Raw genomic sequence first — 23366 nt, forward strand, 5'->3', positions numbered from 1 at the left:
CCACAGCCAGCCCTGGGCCGACGAGGAGCCACCGCTGCGCGATTACGCGCGGTGACGGTCAAGCGGCGTGCGGGATGATCGTCCGGTATTTGCCGCCGTCCCCCTGCCGCGGCGGCTCCTCGCCCCGTTCCACCGTGACGTTGTCGAGTTTGTTGTCGGCGAGCAGGCGGTTCAGTCCCTCGTGGGCGTTCCGCCACACGCGGTCCGCGTCGGCGCCGGGGGCTTTGACCAGGCGTACCCGCAGGGTCGACGGCTCCGTCTGCTCGATCTGGAAGAGCTCCACCCCGGGCATCCGGTCGAAGAGGCTGCTGAAGGCCAGCGGGGCGAGCCGGACGTCGTCGCCGCGGCCGGAGGGGAAGGCGAGGATGTCACCGGCCCGGCCCTGGACCCGGATCGCGGGTGACGCGGCGCCGCAGGGGCAGGGGTCGGGCCGGAGCATGACGCTGTCGCCGAGGTCGTAACGGAGGAACGGCTGCACGCGGTTGGCGAGGTTGCTGATCAGGACCGTGTGCGAGAACTCCCCCGGCGGGACGGACTGGTGGTCGGCGTCGACGGGTTCGAGCACGGCCCAGTCGTCGTTGACGTGGTACCAGCCCTCGACGCAGCCATGGCTCAGATACGTGCACTCCGTCGCGCTGTACATCGTGCGCACCTTGGCACCGAAGGCCTTCGCGATGCGGTCGGTGTCGTTCTCGCTCATCGTCTCACCGGCGGGCTCGATGAGGACCGGATCGATGTGCAGGCGGCCCGCTTCCTGTTCGGCCGTGAGCAGCATGATCGTGCTGGCATATCCGATGACGAACGCCGGTCGGTAGTCGTTGAGTTCGGCCACCAGCTTCTCCATCGGCTCGTGCACGGACAGCGCGCGCAGCAACTTGCTGCGGCCCCCGCCCTCCAGAGCCATGCGGGAGTACCCGGCGAAGCCGACGTAATGACCCTCGGTGGCCACGAGTTGGGCGAAGCGGCCGCCGTGGGCGACCGCCCGTGCGATGCCGAGAGGGCCGAGCCAGGAGGCGAGCACCCGGGACGAGACGGCGGAGGAGACGGACATGTACCGGTCGTCGAGCACGAACAGACCGCGCCTGCCGCTGGTCCCCGAGGTCGTGGCGACCAGATAGCGGCCGAGGAAGCGGCGCCCGATCAGGTCGGGGTCGTCGGTGAACGCGCGCACCTTCTCCAGAGTGATGTCCCGGTCCGTCGGCCAGTCGTCGAAGTGGTCCATCAGCTGCTTCTTGTCGGTGACCGGCAACAGCGTCGGATCCTCGACCCGTTCGGGCAGGCCCCGGTACAGCTCCCGGTAGTACGGCGATGCGGAGCGGGCGTAGGCGACCAGGTCCGCGAGCCGGTCGCCCCGGCGCCGCGCGACCGCCGCCGCGCCCTGCTTGCGGGTCCGGCGGATGTCCCGCATCAGCCAGGCCATGCTCTCGCTCTCGCTCATCGTCTCGCGCTCCTTCGGGTGGCAGGACCGGCGGTCGGCCGGCCCGCCGGAGACCAGCGGGGACGTTCGGTCGAGCGTCTTCCTCGCTGGTGGGTGTCGGGGGGAGGTGGGCGCCGTGGGGCGGTGGGTCAGGGGGACGGGCGCGGGACCGGTCGACCCGGCCGGTGGGGCGGCTGGGGCGCCGGTCGGCTCGTCCTGCCGCTCCGACGGACTCGGGTGAGGTGGCCGGCCTCGGGCGGGGTCGGCCTCCGACCGATCGTCTTCCCGCGGCTCGCGCACTTCACCCATGGCACGACGATCGCGGATGCGCCGCCGGGCAGGGCCCCTTGAACGGCCCACAGTCACCCCAAAAGGTGACAACTCCGCCTGCACGTAAGACCAGATATGACTAGGGGCGCCCACACCGGCCGAGGGGCCACGCGCCGAGGATCCACACCGTGCACGGGGCCGGATCCGGCCATGCGCCCACCACCGGCCCACCCCCGTGGCGTGCGCCCGAGGACGCACGGAGAGCGACGCGCCAGGGGTTTCCGCCGGGCGAGGGCAAGCACCAGCGTCATAATCAAGACCAATCCCACTCCCTCGCCACCGCAAGAAAACAACCAGCCAGAATCGTGATCCCCGCCCATCCGCCCGCCACCCCCGCGAGGAAAAGAGATCATTTCCGTTCGCGTACGAAGAGGTGAAGAAATGATGCAGGCCACTGGATGGAGGGAGGCGGTAAACCAGCGCGGCGTAATGATCCCGCAAAAATTGACGCGGCCGGAAGTGGAGTGGGAGTCGAGGTGGCTTGTACCCGCCCTTGAGCCCTGCCCGACCGGCCGCACCATCCGGCCCCTCCACCACCACCTGCGGCTATGCCCGCCGAGACGGCACCGCCGACCCCGAAACGCAGCTCACGCCCAACGCCCCACAGGGTGCACTGTCAAGTATTCATAGTGAAACTTACCTTAAACTTGCCTCCCTCGATTCGATCCCGAAAGAATCCAGGCAGAAAGCAAAAGGGAATGTCTCATTCCGCCCCGTTACCACATTATCTACGTTGCCCTTTAAACTTTGAGCTGCGCATGATCAGGAGCGGATCCGCAATGCGGCGACACCCGTTCTCAGCGTTCCTGGTGAAGGGAATGATCTTGTCTGCCTCCCCCCCACCCGATATGTCGGACCCGTGGATACGTCGTTTCCGGCCCCGTCCGGAAGCCGATGTCCGCCTCGTCTGCTTCCCCCACGCCGGCGGCTCGGCCACCTACTACCAGCCACTGGCACAGTCCCCCACCCTGCTGCCCGACGCGGAAATCCTCGCGGTGCAGTACCCGGGACGGCAGGACCGGCGCAAAGAACCGCTCCTGGACCACGTCCCCGACCTCGCCGACCGGATCACCGAGGCCCTCGCGCCCTTCGACGACCGGCCGTTGGCCTTCTTCGGCCACAGCATGGGCGCCGTCCTCGCCTACGAAGTCGCGCAGCGGCTGGGTGAGCGGACCGGCAAGGAGCCCTGCCATCTGTTCGTGTCGGGGCGCCGCGCCCCGTCCCGCTTCCGACCGGGCACCGTACATCTCCTGAGCGATGCCGACCTGGCCGCCGAGCTGCGCCGCGCGGGCGGCACGGATCCGCTCTTCCTGAACGACGAGGAGTTGCTCGCGGAGATCCTCCCGATCGTCCGCAACGACTACCGGGCGATCGAGCTCTACCGCTGGACCCCTGCGCCTCCCCTGACCTGCCCCATCACCGCGCTGATGGGCGACCGGGACGAGCAGGCCGCACAGGACGACGTCACGGCCTGGCGGCAGCACACGGACGGTCCCTTCGACCTGAAGGTCTTCTCCGGAGGCCACTTCTATCTCAACACGCACCTGAAGGGCGTCACGGAGACCATCTCCCATGCCCTGACGGGCGACGCACGGCAGGCCGCGACAGCAAGGGGGACAGCTCGGTGAGATACGAGATGTTGGGACCACTCCGCATCAGGGACGGCAACAGTTACTCCACGATCAACGCGCAGAAAGTCGAAGTCGTCCTCACCGTCCTCCTCGTCCGCGCCGACCAACTGGTCTCCCTGGAACAGCTGATGCGGGAGATCTGGGGCGAGGACCTGCCGCGGCGCGCCACCGCGGGGCTTCATGTGTACATCTCCCAGCTCCGCAAGTTCCTGAAGCTGCCCGGCACGGCCGGCAACCCCGTCGAGACCCGCGCGCCGGGGTACGTGCTGCACAAGGGCGAGGACCAGATCGACGCGCAGGAATTCCCCGAACTGGTCGACGTCGGGCGGTCGTTGCTGAGAGAGAAGCGGTACGACGAGGCGGCCTCCTGCTTCGGTCAGGCCCTCGCGCTGTGGCGGGGCCCGATCCTCGGCCAGGGCGGGAACGGCACCGTCGCCAACGGCCCGATCATCGACGGCTTCTCGACCTGGCTGACCGAGATCCGCCTGGAGTGTCAGGAGATGCTCGTCGAGTGCCAGCTCCAGCTCGGCCGGCACCGCGAGGCGGTGGGCATGCTGTACGCCCTCACCGCCGAGAACCCGATGTGTGAGGCCTTCTACCGGCAGCTCATGCTGGCGCTCTACCGGTCCGAGCGGCAGGCGGACGCGCTGAAGGTGTACCAGTCCGTGCGCAAGACGCTCAACGACGAACTGGGCCTGGAACCGGGGCGCCCGCTCCAGGATCTGCAGCGGGCCATCCTCTCCGGTGACATGCACCTGATGTCGCCGCCTCTCGCCCTGTCCGGCCGCTGACCGGAGCCCGGAACATCGCACGGCGTATGCGCACGGAGGAGGCGTACGTCTGCGATCGGGCGAGGGCGAGCCGCAGTGGCCGGCAGGCGCACTGCGGGTGTCAGGACGTCAGAAGGCGCACTGCGGGTGCCAGTAGGTCAGAAGGCGCACTGTAGGTGCTTGATGCCTTCGATGAAGCTGGAGTCCAGTCTCCGCGGCTGCCCCACGGCGTGGATCTGGGGCAGTGCGGCGAGGAGCTCCCGGTACAGGGCGGTGATCTCCATACGGGCGAGGTGGGCCCCGAGACAGACGTGGGGGCCCACCGCGCCGAACGTGACGTGCGCGTTCGCCCCGCGCGTGATGTCGAAACGGTACGGGTCGGGGAAGACGTTCTCGTCACGGTTGCCCGACCAGTAGAACAGGAAGATCCGGTCGCCCCTGCGGAACCGGTGACCGTTCATGTCGCAGTCACGGGTGGCGACCCGGCGCATCCAGTTGATGGGCGTGGAGACCCGGAGGATCTCCTCGACCGCGTCCTTGGCGTAGGTGTCGAAGTCCGACAGGAGCAGCTGCTTCTGCTCGGGGTGCTCGGTCAGCAGCACCAGGGCGTGCGAGATGGCGTTACGGGTGGTCTCCATCCCCGCGATGACGAGCAGGATGAAGAACGAGACGAGCTCCTGGCGGGTCAACTGCTCGCCGTCGGCCTGCACTTGGACCAATTTGGTGATCAGGTCGTTCCCGGGGGCGGCGAGTCGCTCCGCACGGAGCCCCGCGATGTAGTCGCCGAGTTCGCGTGACGCCTCGATCACCGCTCGCTCGGAGTCCGCGCGGTCGGGCACGTAGTCCGGGTCGAGCGGACCCACGATCGTGTTGGACCGCTCGAAGAGGAAGTCGTGGTCCTCCTGGGGAATCCCCATCATGTCGCTGAGCACGGCGATCGGCATCTCCGCCGCGACGGGCCGGATGAAGTCACCCGGCCCGCGCGCGACGAGTTCGCCGATGATGCGCCGGGCGGTGCGGGTCGCCACGGCCTCGAACTCGGGAACCATGGTGCGGCCGAAGGAGCGCGAGACGATGCGGCGGAGCCGGGAGTGCTCGGGGTTGTCCATATTGATCATCGAGCCGTAGTACTCGTCCAGTTCGGGCGGCAGGCCGATGATCGTGGTCGCGCCGTTCGAGGAGAAGTCCTGCGGCCGACGGCTCACCTCCACGATGTCCGCGTACTTGACGAGGGCGTGATAGCCGAACGCCCAGGGCACGCCCGGCATGTTCTGCTGGATGAACGCCGGATGCGGCAGCCTGCGCATCTCCTCGAACAGCGTCACACGTTCACCGTGCGGCCGCGCCCAGAACGAGGGGTCGACCAGATCGGGAAGTGTGGCGGCCGGCTTGCTATCCGTGATGGGCACGATGCCTCGCTTCGCGTTGTCCGGACCAACGGTCAGGCCCCCAGGTTTCCCGGTTCGAGCAGCACCCCGGCTCTCCCCGGTTCGACCGGGCGCGGAGCGGCTCCGCCGATCACCGCACGCCGACACCGATCAGGGTGTGCGGACGCCGGTCAGGGCGTGCCGACCTGACACCGGCTCACCTTCGCAGGCACCGCTTAAGCGCCCCTAACTTGATGTGATGCCGCCAGCGTCGTCACTGCTCCTCACTGCTCGTCACTGCTCGTCGCGCGCGGCGGACCGTTCGGCGATCTCGGCCTTGATCGTTTCGCGCAGCTCGTCCGGCGTGAAGCCGAGGGTGCGCAGGATCCGCGCCGCCGAGCTCTCCTCGGCGTGCATCAGACCCAGCAGCGCGTGTTCCGTGCCGACCCAGTCGTGGCCGAGGTCGGCCGACGCGCGGCGCGCCTGCTCGATGGCCTCCTTGCTCTCCGGCCGGAACGCGATGTGCCCCCGCGGCGCCTTGCTCCCCTCCGGAGCCATCACCTCCTCGATCGCGTCGCGGATACGTCGCTCCGTCCCGGCCTTCGCGACCAGCACCTCGTACGCCAGGCCGCGCGGTTCGCCGAGCAGGCCGAGCAGGAGGTGTTCGGTGCCGATGAAGTCGTGCTTGTACGTACGGGCGGCCTCCTGCGCGAGCACGATGCTGTGCCGGTTCAGGTCGGTGTACCGCTCGAACGGGCCGGGCGCGTGACGCTGCTGAGCCGCCTGCTTGGACACCCCGATGGCGTCGCCGATCTCGGTCCAGGACGCGCCGGTCCGCTTGGCCTTGCTGACGTAGTGGTCGATGAGCTGGTCACCGAGGTCGGACAGGGTCTGGGCGCGCAGTCGCGCCGCGCTGATACGGGCCAGTTCGTCGGCCTCCGGGAGTTCCTCTTCGAGTCGGGCGATCAGGTCGGCGAGGCTGATGTCGAGTGGACTCATGCGTCAAGCTTAAGTTGACGATCGCGCGAACGTCAATCTGTTCTTGACGATTGCCACGGGCCGGCTCCCGCGGCCCGGCGCACGGGAAGTCCGGCGTACACAGCCGAGCGGTCGACGCACACAGCCGAGTATTAGAAGGGCTTTAGCGCCGTCGAGGAGTCTGCGGACCGGCGGGGCTCCGCCTGCCCGATGCTCACGCCGATCCCGCGGCTGTCCGGTCGTCGGGTCGGGGGCCCTGGCGGTGCTCGCGGAGAGGAGCGGTTGTCCCGGGATGGCGCACAACGAAGAGAAGCTTCTTGACTACTTGAAGCGGGTCACTGCGGACCTGCGGCAGACGGAACGCAGGCTGCAGGACGTCGAGTCGGCGGGCCACGAGCCGATCGCGGTCATCGGCATGGCCTGCCGCCTGCCGGGCGGGGTCCGGTCCCCCGAAGAATTCTGGGAGCTCATCTCCTCGGGCGGCGACGCCGTCGCCCCGCTGCCCGGCAACCGCAACTGGGACCTCGACGCCCTCTACGACCCGGACCCGGAGAGCACCGGCACCAGCTATGTCCGCGAGGGCGGATTCGTCTACGACGCCGGTGACTTCGACTCCACCTTCTTCGGCATCGGACCGAGCGAGGCGCTGGCAATGGCGCCCCAGCAGCGGCTCGCCCTGGAGACGGCGTGGGAGGCCATCGAACGCGCCGGCATCGACCCGCTCAGCCTCCGCTCCAGCGCCACCGGCACCTTCATCGGCTGCGACGGCCTCGACTACGCCCTGGGCGCCTCCGAGGTCCCCGAGGGCACCGCCGGGTACTTCACCATCGGCAACTCCGGCAGCGTCACATCGGGCCGCGTCGCCTACACCCTGGGGCTCGAAGCCCAGGCGGTGACGGTCGACACCGCCTGCTCCTCCTCGCTCGTCTCCCTCCATCTCGCGGCCCGGGCCCTGCGCGCCCAGGAGTGTTCGCTGGCCCTGGCGGGCGGTACGTACGTGATGTCGTCGCCCGCCCCGCTGATCGGCTTCAGCGAGCTCCGCGGCCTGGCACCCGACGGCCGCTGCAAGCCGTTCGCGGCGGGCAGCGACGGCATGGGCATGGCCGAAGGCACCGGCGTGGTCCTCCTGGAGCGCCTGTCCGACGCCCGCCGCAACGGCCACAGAGTCCTCGCCGTGATCCGGGGCTCGGCCGTGAACCAGGACGGCGCCAGCAACGGCCTCACCGCCCCCAACGGCCCCGCCCAGGAACGCGTCATCCGCGCCGCCCTCGCCAACGCCCGCCTCTCCCCCGGGGACATCGACGCGGTCGAGGCGCACGGCACGGGCACCACCCTGGGCGACCCCATCGAAGCGGGGGCCCTCATCTCCGCCTACGGGCAGGAGCGGCCGGAGGACCGCCCCCTGTGGGTGGGCGCGGTGAAGTCCAACATCGGCCACACGCAGATCGCCGCGGGCGTGGCCGGTGTGATCAAGATGGTCCTGGCCCTGCAGAACGACCTGCTCCCCGCCATCGTGCACGTCGACGCCCCCTCCCCTCACGTGGAGTGGGACGGCAGCGGGCTGCGGCTGCTCACCGAGCCGGTGAAGTGGCCCCGTGGTGCCCGCGGTGAACGTCCGCGCCGGGCGGGGGTGTCGTCGTTCGGCTTCTCAGGGACGAATGCGCATTTGATTCTGGAGGAGGCGCCGGAGGAGGCGTTGGAGGAGGCCGCTCGGGAGGCGCCCGCTTGTCTTGCCGAGGCGTCGCCGGGTGGGGTGGTGCCGTGGGTGGTCTCGGGGCGAGGTGGGGACGCGCTGCGTGAACAGGCGCGGCGGCTGAGCGAGTTCGTCGCGGGGGGTGCGCAGGTGCGGCCCGCGGAGGTGGGGTGGTCGCTGGTCACGACGCGGTCGGTGTTCGAGCACCGGGCCGTGGTCGTGGGCAAGGACCGGGACGCGCTGCTGGGTGGGTTGCGGTCGCTGGCGGCGGGTGAGGTGTCGGCGGGCGTGGTATCCGGGGTTGCGGGTTCGGCTGGTGCCGGGCCGGTGTTGGTGTTTCCGGGCCAGGGCTCGCAGTGGGCGGGCATGGGAGCCCAACTCCTCGATGAGTCCCCGGTGTTCGCAGCCCGGATTGCCGAGTGTGAGCAGGCGCTGTCCGCGTACGTGGACTGGTCGCTGAGTGAGGTGTTGCGTGGGGATGGGGGTGCGCTGTCCCGGGTTGAGGTGGTGCAGCCGGTGCTGTGGGCGGTGATGGTGTCGCTGGCTGCGGTGTGGGCGGACTACGGGGTCACGCCCGCCGCTGTGGTGGGGCACTCGCAGGGCGAGATGGCCGCCGCGTGCGTGGCCGGGGCGCTCTCGCTGGAGGATGCCGCCCGGGTTGTCGCCGTACGTAGTGATGCCCTCCGCCAGCTCCAGGGCCGCGGCGACATGGCGTCGCTGGGCACGGGTGCGGAGCAGGCGGCTGAGCTCATCGGTGACCGGCCGGGGGTGTGCGTCGCCGCGGTCAACGGGCCCTCCTCCACGGTCATTTCGGGCCCGCCCGAACAGGTCGCTGCCGTCGTCGCCGAGGCCGAAGCACGCGGCCTGCGCGCCCGCGTCATCGACGTCGGGTACGCCTCCCACGGCCCGCAGATCGACGAACTCCACGACCTGCTCACCGACCGCCTCACCGGCATCCAGCCCACGCGCACCGATGTCGCCTTCTACTCCACCGTCACCGCAGAACGCCTCAACGACACAACCCGCCTGGACACCGGCTACTGGGTCACCAACCTCCGCCAGCCCGTCCGCTTCGCCGACACGATCGAGGCGTTGCTTGCGGACGGATACCGCCTCTTCATCGAGGCCAGCCCGCACCCTGTCCTCAACCTCGGCATGGAAGAGACCATCGAGCAGGCCGACCTTCCCGCCACCGTCGTCCCTACCCTGCGCCGCGACCACGGCGACACCACCCAGCTCGCCCGCGCCGCCGCCCACGCCTTCACCGCAGGCGCCGACATCAACTGGCGCCGCTGGTTCCCGGCCGACCCCACCCCCCGCACCGTCGACCTCCCCACCTACGCCTTCCAACGCCAGCACTACTGGCTCGAACGGGCCGCGAAAGCCACGACCACGAATGGTGAACAAGGCGCGGCCGAGGCGCAGTTGTGGCAGGCCGTCGAAGGGCTCGACCTCGGGCTGTTGGCCGAGACGCTGGGCTCGGAGGAGGGCAGCGAGGAAGCGGTCCGGGCGTTGGAGCCCGCGCTGCCGGTGCTGCGGGGCTGGCGTCGGCGGCACCGGGAGCAGGCGACCATCGACTCCTGGCGCTACCGCGTCACGTGGAGGCACCAGGCCGACGGGGCTCCCCCGCAACTGGGCGGCGGGGACTGGCTGTTGTTCGCCCCTGCCCACCAGTCCGAGCACCCTGCCGTACGGGCTACGGCCGAGGCGCTGACCGCGCACGGTGCGGGCGCCGTCCGACTGCACCCGGTCGAGGCCGGGCGGGCCCGGCGTGAGGATCTGGCCTCCGTGGACACCGCCGGTCTTGCGGGGATCGTGAACCTGCTCGCGCTGGACGAGACGCCGCACCCCGAGCACCCGGCCGTGCCCGCCGGGCTCGCCGCGACGACCGCCCTGATCCAGGCCCTCAGCGACAACGGCACACGCGCACCTCTGCACACGGTCACGCAGGGTGCCGTCTCCACGAGCGCCACCGATCCCCTGACCCACCCCCTGCAGGCCCAGGTGTGGGGACTGGGCCGCGTCGCCGCCCTCGAACACCCCCGCCTCTGGGCCGGGCTCATCGACCTCCCCGCCCGCGTCGACCGCCACACCCTCCCCCGTATCGCCGCCGCCCTCCTCCCTCAGGACGAGGACCAGACCGCCGTCCGCGCCACCGGAACCCACACCCGGCGCCTCACGCACGCCCCCACCGCCCCTGGCACGCACAGCTCCGACCCCGCCTGGCAACCAAGGGGCACCACCCTCATCACGGGCGGCACCGGCGGCATCGGCGCCGTCCTCGCCCGCTGGCTCGCCCGCGAGGGCGCCCCGCACCTCCTGCTGACCAGCCGCCGCGGCCCCGACGCGCCCGGCGCCCAGGACCTCGCCGCCGAACTAAGTGAGTTGGGTACTGCCGTCACCATCACCGCCTGCGATGTCAGCGACGCCGACCAGCTTCGCCGCCTCGTCGCCGAAGTGCCCACCGAGCACCCCCTCACCGCCGTGATCCACGCGGCGGGGATCACCGATCTGACGTCGATCGGTGATCTGACGTCGGCGCGGCTGGGCGCGGTGCTCGGATCGAAGGCCGACGCGGCCTGGACGCTGCACGAGGCGACGCGGGGGCTGGATCTCTCGGCGTTCGTGATGTTCTCCTCCGGAGCCGGTGTGTGGGGCAGCGGCCAGCAGGGTGCCTACGGGGCCGCCAACCACTTCCTCGACGCACTCGCCGAGCACCGCCGCTCCCAGAAACTGCCCGCCACCTCCATCGCATGGGGCCCCTGGGCCGAAGCCGGAATGTCCGCCGACCAGGAGTCACTGTCGTACTTCAAACGCTTCGGCCTGCATCCGATCAGCCCGGAACTCTGTGTCAAGGCACTCCACCAGGCGGTCGACGCGGGCGACACCACACTGACGGTGGCGAACTTCGACTGGGCACAGTTCACGCCGACGTTCACCACGCAGCGGCCCAGCCCCTTCCTCGACGACATCCCGGAGAACCGGCGGGAGGCCGAGCAGACCGGGTCCGCCGCGGAGACCGGCGCCTTCCGCGCGGAGCTCGCGAAGACTCCCGCTTCCCAGCGGCACGGCTTCCTGGTCCAGCACGTCCGGACGCACGCGGCGGCGACGCTCGGCCGCACCACGGAGGACATCCCCGCCGCCAAGCCGTTCCAGGAGCTGGGCTTCGACTCACTCACCGCGGTCCAGCTGCGCAATCAGCTCAACACCACGACCGGGCTCGCACTGCCCGCCACCGTGATCTTCGATCACCCGACGTCCGAAGCCCTCGCCACACACCTGCGCGGCCAACTCGGCGGCGACGGGGAGACCACCGGCGAGGGCAACGTACTCGCGGCGCTCGACAAGTGGGACGCGACGTACGGCACGGCCGAGGTGGACGAGGCCGCCCGACGGCGCATCGTCGGCCGACTGCAGGTCCTCGTCTCGAAGTGGAGTCCGGCGCAGGAGGGCCCCGAGGGGGCCGATTCCGCCCATGCCGACCTGGAGACGGCGAGCGCGGACGACATCTTCGACCTCATCTCCAGCGAGTTCGGCAAGTCCTGACCCTCGCCCGCCCGCACGTTCCCACCTCATCCCCCACTCATACGTCCCCGTTACCACGTAGCGCCAAGGAGCCTGGGTCAGATGTCGAACGAGGAGAAGCTTCTCGATCACCTCAAGTGGGTCACCGCGGAGCTGCGCGAGGCCCGCCAGAAGCTCCGCGACAAGGAGTCGGCCGAGCCGGTCGCGATCGTGGGCATGGCCTGCCGTTTCCCCGGCGGCACACGTTCCGCAGCGGATCTGTGGCGACTGGTGCGCGACGGCGGCGACGCGGTCGCGCCGTTCCCCGGCGACCGGGGCTGGGACCTGGAGTCCCTCTACCACCCGGACCCGGAACACCCGGGAACCAGCTACGTACGGGACGGTGCCTTCCTGTACGACGCGGGCGACTTCGACGCCGAGTTCTTCGGCATCAGCCCGCGCGAGGCCGTCGCGATGGACCCGCAGCAGCGCCTGCTCCTGGAGACCGCCTGGGAGGCGATCGAGCACGCGGGCCTGAACCCGCAGGCGCTGAAGGGCAGCGACACCGGCGTCTTCACCGGAGTGAGCGCCCACGACTACCTGACGCTGATCAGCCAGACAGCGAGTGAGGTCGAGGGGTACATCGGCACCGGCAACCTCGGCAGTGTGGTGTCCGGGCGCATCTCCTACACGCTGGGGCTCGAAGGACCCGCGGTGACCGTCGACACGGCGTGCTCCTCGTCCCTCGTCGCGATCCACCTGGCGAGCCAGGCGCTGCGCCAGGGCGAGTGCTCCCTCGCGCTGGCCGGTGGCTCGACCGTCATGGCCACGCCGGGCTCGTTCACCGAGTTCTCGCGGCAGCGCGGCCTTGCGCCCGACGGGCGGTGCAAGCCGTTCGCGGCCGCCGCCGACGGCACCGGCTGGGGCGAGGGCGCCGGCGTGGTGGCGCTCGAACTGCTCTCCGACGCGCGACGCCTCGGTCACAAGGTGCTCGCGGTCGTCCGTGGCTCGGCCGTCAACCAGGACGGTACGAGCAACGGCCTCGCCGCCCCCAACGGGCCCTCGCAGGAACGCGTCATCCGCGCCGCCCTCGCCAACGCCCGCCTCTCCCCCGAGGACATCGACGCCGTGGAGGCGCACGGCACGGGCACCACGCTCGGCGATCCCATCGAGGCACAGGCCCTGCTGGCCACCTACGGCCAAGGGCGGGCCGAAGAGCGGCCCCTCTGGCTCGGCTCGATCAAGTCGAACATCGGGCACACGCAGGCCGCCGCCGGTGTCGCCGGTGTGATCAAGATGGTCATGGCGCTCCGCAACGGCCTCCTGCCCACCTCCCTCCACATCGACGCGCCCTCACCGCACGTCCAGTGGGAGCAGGGCAGCGTACGGCTGCTCTCCGAGCCGGTCGCGTGGCCGGCGGAACACACGCGGCGGGCGGGCATCTCGGCGTTCGGGATCTCGGGGACCAACGCGCATCTGATTCTCGAGGAGGCTCCTGAGGACGCGCCGGAGCAGGCCTCTCAGGAGGCGCCCGCTTCCCCCGCTACTGCGTCGCCGGGTGCGGTGGTGCCGTGGGTGGTCTCCGGACGGACCGGCGACGCACTGCGTGAACAGGCGCGCCGCCTCGGCGAGTTCGTCGCGGGCGATACGGATGCGCTGCCCACTGAGGTGGGGTGGTCGCTGGCCACGACGCGACCCCTGTTCGAGCACAGGGCCGTGGTCGTGGGCCAGGATCCCGCGCAGGCCGCCACTGCGCTGGGCGCGCTGGCGGCGGGTGAGGCCTCGGCGGATGTGGTGTCCGGGATCGCGGGGGATGTGGGTCCGGGGCCGGTGTTGGTGTTTCCGGGGCAGGGCTCGCAGTGGGTGGGGATGGGGGCCCAACTCCTCGATGAGTCGCCGGTGTTCGCATCCCGGATCGCGGAGTGTGAGCAGGCCCTGTCCGCGTACGTGGACTGGTCGCTGAGTGAGGTGCTGCGGGGGGATGGGAGTGCGCTGTCCCGGGTTGAGGTCGTGCAGCCGGCGCTGTGGGCGGTGATGGTGTCGCTGGCTGCGGTGTGGGCGGACTACGGGGTCACGCCCGCTGCGGTGGTGGGGCACTCACAGGGCGAGATGGCCGCCGCATGTGTCGCCGGGGCGCTCTCGCTGGAGGATGCCGCCCGGATTGTCGCCGTACGCAGTGACGCCCTCCGCCAGCTCCAAGGCCGCGGCGACATGGCGTCGCTGGGCACGGGTGCGGAGCAGGCCGCTGAGCTCATCGGTGACCGGCCGGGGGTGTGCGTCGCGGCGGTCAACGGGCCCTCCTCCACGGTCATTTCGGGCCCGCCCGAGCACGTGGCCGCCGTCGTCGCCGAGGCCGAAGCACGCGGCTTGCGCGCCCGGGTCATCGACGTCGGCTACGCCTCCCACGGCCCGCAGATCGACGAACTCCACGACCTGCTCACCAACCGCCTCACCCACATCCAGCCCACCCCCACGGACGACGTCGCCTTCTACTCCACCGTCACCGCTGAACACCTCGACGACACGACCCGCCTCGACACCGACTACTGGGTCACCAACCTCCGCCAGCCCGTCCGCTTCGCCGACACCATCAAGGCCCTGCTCGCCGACGGATACCGCCTCTTCATCGAAGCCAGCCCCCACCCCGTCCTCAACCTCGGCATCCAGGAAACCCTCGAAGAAGCGGGTGTCGACGCCCACACCATCCCCACCCTCCGTCGCGACCAGGGCGGCCGAACTCAGCTCACGCACGCCGCCGCGCAGGCGTTCACGGCGGGTGCCGATGTCGACTGGCGCCGCTGGTTCCCGGCCGACCCCACCCCCCGTACTGTCGACCTCCCCACCTACGCCTTCCAGCGCCGCCACTACTGGGTGGCGCCGCCCGCGGCGGGCGCGCCCACCGGGGCTGGTCATGATCCGGTCGAGGCTCAGGTGTGGCAGGCCATCGAGGACCTGGACATCGACGCCCTCGCCGCCAGCCTGGACATCGCGGGACAGGCGGAGCCCGTCGGGGCGCTGGAGCCCGCGTTGCCCGTCCTCTCGGCCTGGCGGCGCAGGCACCGGCAGCAGACCACGGTCGACTCCTGGCGCTATCACGTCACGTGGAAGCACCAGCCGGACACCGCGGCGCCGGAACTGGGCGGTGTCTGGCTGCTCCTCGTGCCCGCCGCGCACGCCGACCATCCGGCGGTCCTGGCGACGGCGCAGACGGTGACCGCGCACGGCGGTGAGGTGCGGCGCCATGTGGTGGACGCACGCACCGTGGAGCGTGCGGGACTGGCCGAGGAACTGGCCTCGCTGATGGAGCCGACGGACGGCGTCGCCTGCGCCGGGATCGTCAATCTGCTGGCTCTGGACGAGGAGCCGCATCCCGAGTTCCCTGCCGTGCCCGCCGGGCTCGCCGCGACGACCGCGCTCGTCCAGGCGCTCGCCGACAACGGTGCCGACACCGCCGTACGCACCCTCACCCAGGGCGCCGTCTCCACGGGCGCCACCGACGCCCTCACCCGCCCCGTACAGGCACAGGTCTGGGGTCTTGGGCGGGTCGCCGCACTGGAGTACCCGCGGCTGTGGGCCGGGCTCGTCGACCTGCCCGAGCGCGTCGACCACCAGACTCTCACCCGGCTCGCCACCGCGCTGGCCCCGCACGACGAGGATCAGATCGCCGTCAGGCCGGGAGGTGTACACGCCCGCCGCCTCGCTCACGCGCCGGCTCATCCGCGGAACAGCGGCGTACGGTGGCGGCCCGAGGGCACCATCCTCATCACGGGCGGCACCGGCGGCATCGGCGCCGTCCTCGCCCGCTGGCTCGCCCGCGAGGGCGCCCCGCACCTCCTGCTGACCAGCCGTCGCGGTCCCGACGCGCCCGGAGCCCAGGAACTCGCCGCTGAACTGCGTGAGTTGGGTACTGCCGTCACCATCACCGCCTGCGACGTCGGGGATCGCGAGCAGGTACGCGGCCTCGTCGAGGGCGTCCCCGCCGAACATCCGCTCACTGCCGTGATCCACGCGGCGGGCGTGCCCAACTACATCGGGCTCGGCGACGTGTCGGGCGCGGAGCTGGACGAGGTGCTGCGGCCCAAGGCGCTCGCCGCGCTGCATCTGCACGAACTGACGCGGGGGCTGGAGCTCTCCGCCTTCGTGATGTTCTCCTCCGGAGCCGGTGTGTGGGGCAGCGGCCAGCAAGGCGCCTACGGCGCCGCCAACCACTTCCTCGACGCGCTCGCCGAACACCGCCGCTCCCAGAAACTGCCCGCCACCTCCATCGCCTGGGGCCCCTGGGCCGAAGCCGGAATGGCTTCCGACCAGGCCGCGTTGGCGTTCTTCAGCCGTTTCGGGCTGCACCCACTGAGCCCGGAGCTGTGCGTCAAGGCGCTGCATCAGGCCCTCGACGCGGGCGAGACGACGCTGACGGTGGCGAACTTCGACTGGGCGCAGTTCACGTCGACGTTCACCGCGCAGCGGCCCAGCCCGCTCCTCGCCGACCTGCCCGAGAACCGGCGGGCGAGCACACCGGTGGCGCAGGACGGCAACGCCGGGGAGGCGTCGTCGCTGCAACAGGAGCTGACGGAGGCGCAGCCCGCGCAGCAGCGGCAGTTGCTGCTGCAGCACGTTCGCTCCCAGGCCGCCGCCACACTGGGACACTCCGACGTCGACGCCGTGCCCGCGACGAAGCCCTTCCAGGAGCTGGGCTTCGACTCGCTGACCGCCGTGGAGCTGCGCAACAGGCTCAACAAGAGCACCGGCCTGACGCTGGCGACCACCGTCGTCTTCGACCACCCCACTCCCGACTCCCTCGCCGACGTCCTGCTTGCCGAGCTGTCCGGCGACACGGCGACCTCCGACGCGGCGCGGACGGCCACGGTCGCCGCCGACGACGAGCCGATCGCGATCGTCGGCATGGCCTGCCGCTACCCGGGAGGCGTGCGCTCCGCCGAGGAGCTGTGGGATCTCGTCACCGCGGGCAAGGACGCCATGGGCGACTTCCCCGACGACCGGGGCTGGGACTTGGAGAAGCTGTACGACCCGGACCCGGAGAGCCGCGGCACCAGCTATGTGCGCGAGGGCGGGTTCCTCTACGACGCGGGCGACTTCGACGCCGGTTTCTTCGGCATCAGCCCGCGCGAGGCCGTCGCGATGGACCCGCAGCAGCGCCTGCTCCTGGAGACCGCCTGGGAGGCGATCGAACGCGCGGGGCTCGACCGCGAGTCCCTCAAGGGCAGCAACGCCGGGGTGTTCACGGGCCTGACGATCTTCGACTACCTCGCGCTCGTCGGCGAGCGTCCCACCGAGGTCGAGGGGTACATCGGCACCGGCAACCTCGGCTGTGTCGCCTCCGGCCGGGTGTCATACGTACTCGGCCTCGAAGGCCCGGCGATGACCATCGACACCGGCTGCTCGTCGTCCCTGGTGGCGATCCACCAGGCGGCACACGCGCTGCGGCAGGGCGAGTGTTCGCTCGCCCTCGCGGGCGGCGCGACGGTGATGGCCACGCCGGGCGCGTTCGTGGAATTCTCGCTGCAGCGGGGCCTCGCCCAAGACGGTCGGTGCAAGCCGTTCGCGGCCGCCGCCGACGGCACCGGATGGGCCGAGGGGGTCGGCCTTGTCGTCCTGGAAAGGCTTTCCGAAGCCCGGCGCAACGGCCACAACGTCCTAGCGGTGATCCGTGGTTCGGCGATCAACCAGGACGGTACGAGCAACGGTCTCACGGCACCCAACGGCCAGGCCCAGCAGCGGGTGATCCGACAGGCCCTCGGCAACGCCCGCCTCTCCGCCGAGGACGTCGACGCGGTGGAGGCACACGGCACCGGCACCATGCTGGGCGACCCGATCGAGGCCAGTGCGCTCGTGGCCACGTACGGCAGGGAACGGCCCGATGACCGGCCGCTGTGGCTCGGCTCGATCAAGTCGAACATCGGCCATGCCCAGGCGTCGGCCGGTGTCGCAGGTGTGATCAAGATGGTGATGGCGCTGCGGAACGAGCAGCTGCCCGCCTCCCTGCACATCGACGCGCCCACACCGCATGTTGAGTGGGAGGGCAGCGGGGTCCGGCTGCTGACCGAGTCGGTGCCATGGGTACGTGGCGAACGCGCGCGCCGCGTCGGTGTCTCCGCCTTCGGGATCTCCGGGACGAACGCGCATCTGATCCTCGAACAGGCCCCGGATGTACCGGAACCCGTGAGTGCGCCCACCGACGATGCGCCCACCGGAGTGGTGCCGTGGGTCGTGTCCGCTCGTGGCGAGGAGGCGTTGCGCGCACAGGCCGACCTGTTGGCCGAGCGCGCGACGACCGACCCGCGACTGGCGTCTCCCCTGGACGTGGGCTGGTCGCTGGTCACGACGCGGTCGGTGTTCGAGCACCGGGCCGTGGTCGTGGGCGAGGACCGTGACGCGCTTCTGGGCGGGTTGCGGTCGCTGGCGGCGGGTGAGGCGTCGGCGGGTGTGGTGTCCGGGGTTGCGGGTTCAGCTGGTGCCGGGCCGGTGTTGGTGTTTCCGGGCCAGGGCTCGCAGTGGGTGGGCATGGGGACCCAACTCCTCGACCAGTCACCGGTGTTCGCAGCCCGGATCGCCGAGTGTGAGCAGGCCCTGTCTCCGTACGTGGACTGGTCGCTGGTCGACGTGCTGCGCGGGGATGGGAGTGAACTGTCCCGGGTTGAGGTCGTGCAGCCGGTGCTGTGGGCGGTGATGGTGTCGCTGGCTGCGGTGTGGGCGGACTACGGGGTCACGCCCGCTGCGGTGGTGGGGCACTCCCAGGGTGAGATGGCCGCCGCGTGCGTGGCCGGTGCGCTCTCGCTGGAGGATGCCGCGCGGATCGTGGCCGTACGCAGTGATGCCCTCCGCCAGCTCCAAGGCCACGGGGACATGGCGTCGCTGGGCACGGGTGCGGAGCAGGCGGCTGAGCTCATCGGTGACCGGCCGGGGGTGTGCGTCGCCGCTGTCAACGGTCCCTCCTCCACGGTCATTTCGGGCCCGCCCGAACACGTGGCCGCCGTCGTCGCCGACGCCGAGGCACGCGGCCTGCGCGCCCGGGTCATCGACGTCGGCTACGCCTCCCACGGCCCGCAGATCGACGAACTCCACGACCTGCTCACCGACCGCCTCACCGACATCCAGCCCACGCGCACCGATGTCGCCTTCTACTCCACCGTCACCGCAGAACGCCTGGCCGACACCACCGCCCTGGACACCGGCTACTGGGTCACCAACCTCCGCCGTCCCGTCCGCTTCGCCCACACCATCGAGGCGTTGCTCGCGGACGGATACCGCCTCTTCATCGAGGCCAGCCCCCACCCCGTCCTCAACCTCGGCATACAAGAGACCATCGAGCAGGCCGACCTCCCCGCCACCGTCATCCCCACCCTGCGCCGCGACCACGGCGACACCACCCAACTCGCCCGCGCCGCCGCCCACGCCTTCACCGCAGGCGCCGACATCGACTGGCGCCGCTGGTTCCCGGCCGTTCCGCAGCCTCGGGTGGTGGATCTGCCGACGTACGCCTTCCAGCGAGAGCGCTTCTGGCTGGAGGGCCGCAGGGGGATCGCCGGGGATCCGGCGGGGCTCGGGCTCGCCTCCGCCGGGCATCCGCTGCTCGGAGCCGCCGTGGAGCTCGCGGACGGCAGCAGTCACCTGCTGACCGGGCGTATCTCGCCGCGGGACCAGGCGTGGCTGGCGGAGCACCGGGTCATGGACACCGTGCTGCTGCCCGGGTCGGCCTTCGTGGAGCTCGCGTTGCAGGCCGCGGTCCGTACCGGGTGCGAGGAGGTGACGGAGCTGACGCTGCACACTCCGCTCGCCTTCGGGGACGAGGGCGCGGGCGCGGTCGATCTGCAGGTGACAGTCGGCTCGGCGGGAGAGGACGGCCGGCGTCCCGTGTCCGTCTACTCGCGGCCCACGGACGAGGGTGAGCAGGCCGCCTGGACCCGGCATGCGGCGGGTGTGGTCGCTCCGGCGGGACCCGACTCGGTGAGCACTTCGTCGGGCGGAGCATGGCCGCCGCCCGGCGCCACACGGATCGGCGGGCACGATCCCTACGACGAACTCGCGTCGTACGGCTATGACTTCGGGCCGGGTTCGCAGGGTCTTGAGAGTGCCTGGCGGCTCGGCGATGACATCTTCGCCGAGGTGGCGCTGCCCGAGACGGAGAGCGGCAGGGCCGACCGCTACCAGGTGCATCCAGTACTCCTCGATGCCACGCTGCACGCCCTGATCCTGGACGCGGTCACGTCGTCCGCGGAGACCGGCCAGGTGCTGCTGCCGTTCTCGTGGAGCGGGCTGCGGGTGTACGCGCCGGGGGCCGACAGGCTGCGGGTCCGTATCGGGCGCACCGCGCCGGACCAGTTGGCGCTGACCGCCGTGGACGGCGATGGAGCACCGGTCCTGTCCCTGGAGTCGCTCACGGTGCGTCCGGTCGCCGCCCGTCAGATCGCGGGGGCGCGCGCGGCGGACCGTGACGCGCTCTTCCGGCTGGTGTGGACGACGGCTGCGGCGCGGGCCGGTGACCAGGGTGGCGGCGCCGTGCGTCCCGCTGTGGTGGCGCCCGCTGGTGAGCCGCTGGGTGCGGAGCTGGCCGGTGCGCTGTCCGGGGCTCCGGTGCGGGACACGTTCGCCGCGCTGCGGGACGCTGTGGCGGCCGGGGGCGAGGCGCCGGATGTCGTGCTCGCCGTGTGTGCCACCTCCGGTGAAGGTGCAGGTGCAGGTGCAGGTGCAGGTGGCGATGCGGCGGCAGGCGCGCGGGTGGCTGCCGTGTCCCTCCTGTCGCTGCTCAAGGAGTGGCTCGACGATCCGGAGTTCGCGGCGAGCCGCCTCGTCGTCGTCACCCGGAGTGCGGTCGCCACGCGACCGGGCGAGGACGCGGGCAATGTGCCGGGAGCGTCGTTGTGGGGCCTGGTGCGCAGCGCGCAGGCGGAGAACCCCGGTCGCCTCACGCTGCTCGACGTCGATTCGCTGGAGGCTTCGCTCGCGGCGCTGCCGGACGTACTGGCCGGTGCCGAGCCGGAGTTGGCGCTGCGGGACGGGCAGGCGTACGTGCCGCGGCTCGTGCGCGACGACGCCTCGGCGCGGCTCGCTCCGCCGGTCGGTTCGCCGACGTGGCGTCTGGTGGCGGCCGAAGGGGGCCGCGCGGGGCGGCAGTTGACTCTCGTCGATGCGCCCGAGGCCGGGCGGGCGCTGGAGCCGCGCGAGGTGCGGGTGGCGCTGCGGGCCGCTGTCGCACCGGATGCGGGCCCGCTCGGATCGGGCCTCGTAGAGGGCGCCGGTGTGGTGACGGAGGTCGGTGGCAGGGCCGGGTCCGTGGCTGTGGGTGACCGGGTGATGGGGCTGTTCGATGTGGTGGGGCCGGTGGCCGTCGCCGAGGCCGGGCTGCTCATGTCGGTGCCTTCCGGGTGGAGTTGGGCGCAGGCGGCGGGGTCCGTGGGCGCCTACGCGGCCGCGTATCACGTCCTGGCGGATGTCGTCGTGCCGCACACTGATGGTGGTGCGTCGCTGCACGTCGAGGAGGACACGGGTCCCGTCGGCCGGGCCGTGCTGCGGCTCGCGGCGTGCCGGGAGGCGGCGGGCATCGGCGGGGTCGTGCCGGTCAGTGACCTGGGCGGCGGGCAGCTACCCGATGTCGTCATCGGGCGGGAGGACGCGGCCGTGCCCGGCGGGAGGGCCTTGGTGGTCCGCCGCGCGGGCGACTCGGACGCGGGGCAGGCCGTGGCGCCGCCCGAGCCCGGGCGCGTACGGGAAATCCTCGCCGCGCTGGCCCGGTTGAGCTCCGACGGCGTTCTCGTACCGCTGGACGTCAGCGTGTGGGACGTACGGCAGGCGCCCGCGGCGCAGGACGCCCCCGCCTCGGCGGGCACCACCGTGTTCACCCTGCCCGTCGTCTTCGACCCCGAAGGCACGGTGCTGATCACCGGCGGCACCGGCGCGCTCGGCGCTCTCACGGCCCGCCACCTGGTGAGCCGTCACGGAGCCCGGCATCTGCTCCTGTCCAGCAGGCGCGGGGCCGACGCGCCGGGAGCCCTGGAGCTGGCGGCCGACCTCTCCGCGCTGGGCGCGCGGGTCACCTTCGCCGCCTGCGATCCGGGCGACCGGGACGCGGCCGCCGCCCTCCTGGATTCGGTGCCCGCGGACCATCCGCTGACCGCCGTCTTCCACTGCGCGGGCACCGTGAGCGACGCGGTGGTGCAGAACCTCACGGCCGAACAGGTCGAGGAGGTGATGCGGGTGAAGGCGGACGCCGCGTGGCACCTGCACGAGCTGACGCGGGACGCGGACCTGTCGGCGTTCGTGCTGTACTCCTCGGTCGCCGGGCTGCTCGGCGGCCCCGGCCAGGGCAGCTACACCGCCGCCAACGCCTTCCTCGACGCGCTCGCCCGCCACCGGCACGACGGCGGGGCCGCGGCGACGTCCCTGGCGTGGGGCTACTGGGATCTGGAGAGCGGCATGTCGGGCCGGCTCACCGATGCCGACCGGGCGCGCCACGCCCGGGCCGGTGTGGTCGGGCTCACCGCCGACGAGGGGCTCGCCCTCCTCGACAGCGCCTGGTCCGGCGGTCTGCCGCTGTTCGCGCCGGTCCGCCTCGACCTGGCCCGGATGCGCCGACAGGCTCAGAGCCACCCCGCGCCCGCGCTGCTGCAGGACCTGGTGCGCGGCGGGGGCAGGAGCGGTGCTTCCGCCGGTTCGGCGGGGGCGTCCGCGCTCCTCAAGGCGCTCGCTGGGATGTCCGACGCGGAGCGGGAGGAGACGCTGCTCGACCTGGTGCGCACGCACATCGCGGCGGTCCTCGGGTACGAGGCCTCCACGCCCGTCAACGCGACGCAGGGGCTGCGGGAGCTGGGATTCGACTCGCTGACCGCGGTGGAGCTGCGCAATCGGCTGTCTGCGGCGACCGGCCTGAAGCTGCCCGCCACGTTCGTCTTCGATCACCCCAATCCGGCGGAGCTCGCCGCGCACCTGGGGCAGGAACTGGCGCCGCGTGCGGCGGATCCGGTCGCGGACGTACTGGCGGAGTTCGCGCGCCTGGAGAGCTCTCTGCTCTCGGTCTCCTCGCAGGACGGCACGGCACGGGCCGAGCTGGCCGGGCGGCTGCGCGCCACGCTGACCCGGCTCGACGCGCCGGTGGGGACGGCGGACGAGGCGGCGGTGTCCGCCCGTATCCAGGACGCGTCGGCGGACGAGATCTTCGCCTTCATCGACCGGGACCTCGGCAAGGACGGCGGCAACGGACAGGCAGTGGAGGGACAGCGATGAACGAGTTCGCCCGCAAGAAGCGCGCCCAGGAGCACAGCCGTCGCGTCAACTCCGGGGACCTGGACGCGATCGTCGAGCTGTACGCGCCCGACGCCGTGCTGGAGGACCCGGTCGGCCACCCGCCCGTCACCGGGCACGACGCGCTGCGCGCCCACTACGAGCGGCTCCTCTCCGCCCGCGTACGGGAGGAGGCGGCCGAACCCGTCGCCGGGCAGGACGCCGCCCACGCGCTGATCCAGGTCGCCTCCGTCATGGACTACCTGCCCATGGGCCCGCTGTACGCGGAGCGGGGCTGGCTCAAGGCCCCCGGTGCTCCGGAGACTGCGCGCATCCACCGCACGGCCATGCTCGTGATCCGCATGGACGCGTCCGGCCTGGTCCGGCATCTGAAGTCGTACTGGGGCACATCCGATCTCACGGTCCTCGGCTGAACCACCGGCC

The 23366-nt window shown here is 71.5% G+C and carries 8 protein-coding genes; 5 read left to right on the plus strand and 3 right to left on the minus strand.

Features of this window, described 5'->3' with window-relative positions; translation table 11 throughout:
• Positions 1 to 58: 58 nt before the first annotated feature.
• On the minus strand, positions 59 to 1438 hold the full coding sequence (locus ACFVYL_RS00180; RefSeq protein ID WP_389712014.1) for a phenylacetate--CoA ligase family protein: 1380 nt from the start codon (positions 1436 to 1438) through the stop codon (positions 59 to 61).
• A gap of 1133 nt (positions 1439 to 2571) precedes the next feature.
• Here ACFVYL_RS00180 and ACFVYL_RS00185 point away from each other — a divergent pair.
• Positions 2572 to 3375: a thioesterase II family protein gene (locus ACFVYL_RS00185; RefSeq protein WP_389712015.1), complete on the plus strand. Its 804-nt coding sequence runs from the start codon at positions 2572 to 2574 to the stop codon at positions 3373 to 3375.
• Positions 3376 to 3383: 8 nt separating this feature from the next.
• The gene (locus tag ACFVYL_RS00190) at positions 3384 to 4169 is read left to right on the plus strand and encodes a BTAD domain-containing putative transcriptional regulator (RefSeq protein WP_389712016.1); all 786 of its coding nucleotides are present in this window, start codon (positions 3384 to 3386) and stop codon (positions 4167 to 4169) included.
• A 137-nt stretch (positions 4170 to 4306) separates the two neighbouring features.
• Here the strand turns inward: ACFVYL_RS00190 and ACFVYL_RS00195 are convergent, their stop codons facing one another.
• Positions 4307 to 5557 carry a cytochrome P450 gene (locus ACFVYL_RS00195; RefSeq protein ID WP_389712017.1) on the minus strand — a complete coding sequence of 417 codons (1251 nt, stop codon included), beginning with the start codon at positions 5555 to 5557 and terminating at the stop codon, positions 4307 to 4309.
• A 252-nt stretch (positions 5558 to 5809) separates the two neighbouring features.
• A complete protein-coding gene (locus ACFVYL_RS00200; RefSeq protein ID WP_389712018.1) occupies positions 5810 to 6514 on the minus strand; it encodes a Clp protease N-terminal domain-containing protein in 705 nt (234 codons plus the stop codon).
• 271 nt (positions 6515 to 6785) lie between these two features.
• Here ACFVYL_RS00200 and ACFVYL_RS00205 point away from each other — a divergent pair, with 271 nt between their 5' ends.
• From ACFVYL_RS00205 to ACFVYL_RS00215, 3 genes are all read left to right on the plus strand, one after another.
• Positions 6786 to 11732, plus strand: coding sequence for a type I polyketide synthase (locus ACFVYL_RS00205; RefSeq protein WP_389712019.1), 4947 nt, complete (start codon positions 6786 to 6788; stop codon positions 11730 to 11732).
• Between the two features lie 81 nt (positions 11733 to 11813).
• Entirely contained in the window at positions 11814 to 22925 is an 11112-nt protein-coding gene (locus tag ACFVYL_RS00210) for a type I polyketide synthase (protein ID WP_389712020.1), read from the plus strand.
• The gene (locus ACFVYL_RS00215) at positions 22922 to 23356 is read left to right on the plus strand and encodes a nuclear transport factor 2 family protein (protein ID WP_389712021.1); all 435 of its coding nucleotides are present in this window, start codon (positions 22922 to 22924) and stop codon (positions 23354 to 23356) included. The genes ACFVYL_RS00210 and ACFVYL_RS00215 overlap by 4 nt, the downstream gene beginning before the upstream one ends.
• Positions 23357 to 23366 lie beyond the last annotated feature (10 nt).

It is taken from the genome of Streptomyces sp. NPDC058308 (assembly GCF_042880275.1).
In the GTDB taxonomy this organism is placed as follows: Bacteria; Actinomycetota; Actinomycetes; order Streptomycetales; family Streptomycetaceae; genus Streptomyces.